Genomic DNA, 3662 nt, shown 5'->3' with positions numbered 1-3662 from the left:
TATGTCGAATCAACCAGCGCCTTAATTGAAGGCGGCGCCGATATCATTATGGTTGAAACCATTTTTGATACCCTAAACGCCAAAGCCGCCCTGTTCGCGATTGAAAAAGTATTTGATCAACTTGGCGATCGCTTACCCGTTATGATCTCGGGCACTATTACCGACGCCTCAGGCCGCACACTAACCGGCCAAACAACCGAAGCCTTCTATAACTCTTTACGCCACATCAAGCCGTTATCGATTGGCCTTAACTGCGCCCTAGGGCCTAAAGAGTTACGCCCGTACGTTGAAGAATTGTCACGTATTGCCGAATGTTATGTTTCCGCCCACCCAAATGCTGGCTTACCCAACGAATTTGGTGGCTATGATGAAACCCCAGAAGAAATGGCCGAAGTCATTAATCAATGGGCGCAAGAAGGCATGCTCAATATTGTCGGCGGCTGTTGTGGCAGTACACCAGCTCACATTAGCGCCATTCGTGAAGCAGTACTCAGACATGAACCAAGACAGATCCCAGATCTTCCAGTCGCGTGTCGTTTATCTGGCCTAGAACCTCTTACCATCGATAAAAACTCGTTATTTGTGAACGTCGGCGAGCGCGCAAACGTGACTGGTTCGGCTAAATTTTTACGCTTAATTAAAGAAGAAAAGTTCGAAGAAGCGTTAGATGTCGTGCGCGAGCAAGTTGAAAATGGCGCGCAAATTATCGACGTCAACATGGACGAAGGTATGCTCGATGGCGTAGCGTCTATGGCGAAGTTTTTAAACTTAATCGCCTCTGAGCCCGACATCTCGCGTGTGCCAATCATGATTGACTCATCAAAATGGGAAGTGATAGAAGCGGGCCTTAAATGTGTTCAAGGCAAGTCGATTGTTAACTCTATTTCGATGAAAGAAGGCGAAGCCAAGTTTATTGAGCAAGCTACCTTAGTGAAGCGCTATGGCGCTGCCGCCATTGTCATGGCCTTTGACGAAGACGGCCAAGCTGATACACGTGAGCGTAAAACCCAAATTTGTACCCGTGCTTATCGCATTTTGGTCGATGTGGTTGGCTTTCCACCAGAAGACATTATTTTTGATCCCAATATCTTCGCCATTGCCACCGGTATCGATGAACACGACAACTATGCCGTCGACTTTATCGAATCGATAAAAGACATCAAAGCCACCTTGCCACACGCGATGATCTCCGGTGGCGTGTCTAACGTGTCATTCTCGTTCCGTGGTAACAACCCAGTACGCGAAGCCATTCACGCGGTATTTTTATACCATGCCATTCAAGCAGGCATGGACATGGGTATTGTTAACGCAGGTCAGTTAGCCATATACGATGATATTGACCCAGAGCTCAAAAAACGGGTTGAAAACGTAGTCCAAAACTTACCTTGCCCGGTTGCCGACTCAAGTAACACCGAACAACTACTCGACATCGCTGAAAGCTTTAGAGGCGACGGCTCACAAGTGGCCAAAAAAGAAGATTTAGCTTGGCGTAGTTGGCCGGTATCCAAACGTTTGTCGCACGCATTGGTTAAAGGCATTACCGAATTTATTGATGAAGACACCGAAGCCGCTCGCCTAGAAGCCGTGCGCCCGCTCGATGTTATCGAAGGCTCGTTAATGGACGGCATGAACGTGGTCGGCGACTTATTTGGCGCGGGCAAAATGTTCTTACCGCAAGTGGTTAAATCGGCTCGGGTAATGAAAAAAGCCGTCGCTTACCTTAATCCTTATATCGAACTCGAAAAAGTGGCAGGCCAGTCAAACGGGCGAATTTTAATGGTCACCGTAAAAGGTGATGTGCATGACATCGGTAAAAATATCGTCGGTGTGGTACTGGCCTGTAACGGCTACGAAGTGGTCGACCTTGGAGTGATGGTATCGGTCGATAAAATTCTCGATGCAGTAAAAGAGCATAATATCGACATCATCGGCATGTCAGGTTTAATCACCCCAAGTTTGGATGAAATGGTTCACAACGTGAAAACCTTCCATCGTGAAGGCTTAACCATCCCTGCAATTATTGGTGGTGCAACCTGCTCTAAAATTCATACTGCAGTAAAAATTGCACCGCATTACCCACACGGTGCCATTTACATTGCCGATGCATCTCGCGCCGTGCCTATGGTGTCGAAACTGATTAATAACGCCACTCGTCAAGCCACCATCGACGAAGCCTACGCAGAATACGACATGATGCGTGAGAAACGTTTGTCGCAAACCAAGCGTAAAACCATCGTGTCGATTGAAGCGGCGCGCGAAAACCGTTGCAAACACGACTGGGACAGCTACACCCCATTCACGCCTAATGTATTAGGCCGCCAAGTGTTTGATGACTATCCGCTAGAAGACTTAGTTGAACGTATCGATTGGACACCGTTCTTCAGAAGCTGGGAGTTGCACGGCCATTACCCTGAAATTTTAAAAGACAAAGTCGTTGGCGAAGAAGCGGTTAAATTATTTGCCGATGGCCAAGCAATGCTGAAGCAAATTATTGCTGAAAAGTGGCTTACCGCCAAAGCAGTAATCGGTTTATTCCCAGCCAATACCGTCAACCATGACGACATTGAACTGTATACCGATGAAAGCCGCACCACATTGGAAATGACCACTCATCATCTACGTATGCAGCTTGAACGCGTGGGTAACGACAACTTCTGTTTATCAGACTTTGTCGCTCCAAAAGATTCAGGCGTTGCTGATTACATGGGCGGTTTTGCGGTAACGACTGGACACGGGATTGATGAGCATGTTGCCCGTTTTGAAGCCAATCATGATGACTACAACGCGATTATGCTCAAATGCTTAGCAGACCGTTTAGCCGAAGCTTTTGCCGAGCGCATGCACGAACGTGTTCGTAAAGAGTTTTGGGGTTATGCTGCGGATGAAGTACTCGACAATGAAGCGTTAATTCGCGAACGTTATAAAGGCATTCGCCCAGCACCAGGTTACCCAGCATGCCCCGACCACACTGAAAAAGGCTTGTTATGGGATTTACTCAAACCCGATGAAACTATCGATTTGAACATCACCGAGAGCTTTGCCATGTACCCAACCGCAGCGGTATCTGGCTGGTACTTTGCCCATCCAAAATCACGCTATTTTGGTGTGACCAATATTGGTAAAGATCAGGTAGAAGACTATGCACAGCGTAAAGGCATGACGTTGGCAGAAGCAGAGAAGTGGTTGTCACCGATATTGGACTATGATCCAGAATAGATTTATTTCGAATAGAATGAGGTCAAGAGTAGAAAGAGATCCTGAATAGAGAGCAGCCCTGAGTAGATAGTGCTCCTGAATAAAAAGTACTCGCAATTAGAGAGTAATTAAAAATAAAGAGTAACCTTGAGCCATCACGGTTACTCTTTTTTTATGTCCAAACTTGGTTTGGATTTTGGTCAAAAGGCTCCATACAGCACGGGTCAAATCAAGCGTCATTCCGGCAATGCATTTTAGCCGGGATCCAGCTTCGTCGTTTTTACAATAAATAACTCAAAACGTCATTGATCTTCTCAATTTAATCTACTGCTGGATAAAGTAAAAAGATCTCAGCCGGACATACCCTTTTCATTATTACACTATAAAAAATAGTCATTTATAATAATAGATACCCTTAAAGAATCACTCTACAATAACTTCGTTTAAATAATAATCATCTGAATTAC

The 3662-nt window shown here is 45.8% G+C and carries 1 protein-coding gene; it reads left to right on the top strand.

Annotated features, from left to right (window positions below; translation table 11 throughout):
- On the top strand, window positions 1–3216 hold a 3216-nt coding region (gene metH, locus CXF78_RS14650), incomplete at its 5' end, for a methionine synthase (protein ID WP_102037215.1).
- Window positions 3217–3662: the final 446 nt, after the last annotated feature.

Source organism: Shewanella sp. 11B5 (assembly GCF_002836795.1).
GTDB lineage: Bacteria > Pseudomonadota > Gammaproteobacteria > Enterobacterales > Shewanellaceae > Shewanella > Shewanella frigidimarina.
Note: the sequence above shows the minus strand (reverse complement) of the source record. Positions and strands in the feature narration are given on the sequence as shown.